Source organism: Clostridium sp. AF27-2AA (assembly GCF_003478505.1).
Classification (GTDB): domain Bacteria; phylum Bacillota; class Clostridia; order Lachnospirales; family Lachnospiraceae; genus Brotaphodocola.
In genome coordinates, this window is the sequence record NZ_QUFI01000079.1 from 1 (window position 1) to 898 (window position 898).

Consider the following 898-nt stretch of genomic DNA (forward strand, 5'->3'; position numbering starts at 1 on the left):
CTGCTAGCTGCCTTTGGATTTCGTGTACGGGATTTTCACCCTCTGTGATCGGACTTCCCAGACCGTTCCACTATCCTAAAGCTCACATATTGCAGTCCGTAACCCCGGAACGCACGCGCTCCGGTTTAGGCTCTTTCCATTTCGCTCGCCGCTACTTTGGAAATCGAGTTTTCTTTCTTTTCCTCGCCCTACTTAGATGTTTCAGTTCAGGCGGTTCCCGACGTATGGCTATGGATTCACCATACGACGACTGAGGTCTTCTCAGCCAGGTTTCCCCATTCAGATATCTCCGGATCAATGGATATTTGCTCCTCCCCGAAGCTTTTCGCAGCTTATCACGTCTTTCATCGGCTCTTAGTGCCAAGGCATCCACCCTGCGCTCTTTATAGCTTAACCAATTGATTTTCGCCTGCGGGTGCTGGCTACTCATCTACGATACATAGCGTTGTATCGCTGGTCTTAGGTTCGTTATTTAAAACGAGTTATTGTTTGGTTACATCTTTCGATGTAACACCTCGGATGTCTTGATATTATCTTTTAAAGATTTTATCTTGATTTATTCAATATGCAGTTTTCAAGGTACATACTGGTATAAATGATGAATATTTATACCGAGTGGAGATGGAGAGATTCGAACTCTTGACCCCCTGCTTGCAAGGCAGGTGCTCTCCCAACTGAGCTACACCCCCACAAATCCTGGCACCCACCTGCTCTCCCATGCCGTCTCCAGCATAGTACCATCGGCCGCTTAGGTCTTAACCGTCGTGTTCGGGATGGGAACGGGTGTTTCCCCTAAGCGCATCGGCACCAGAAATCTTGGAACCTTTTATCAAAGATTCAACAGTGTTTAAAACCCCTACTTATCTATTCCTTAGAAAGGAGGTGATCCAGCCGCACC

Annotated in this window: 1 tRNA gene and 2 rRNA genes; all 3 read right to left on the bottom strand. The window is 47.2% G+C overall.

The annotated features are described in order from the left end of the window. A 23S ribosomal RNA gene (locus tag DWY84_RS17160) occupies nucleotides 1-396 on the bottom strand; the annotation flags it as partial. Between the two features lie 220 nt (nucleotides 397-616). Continuing rightward, nucleotides 617-689 (bottom strand) — tRNA-Ala (locus tag DWY84_RS17165). Nucleotides 690-694: 5 nt separating this feature from the next. Continuing rightward, nucleotides 695-812, bottom strand: a 5S ribosomal RNA gene (gene rrf, locus DWY84_RS17170). Nucleotides 813-898 lie beyond the last annotated feature (86 nt).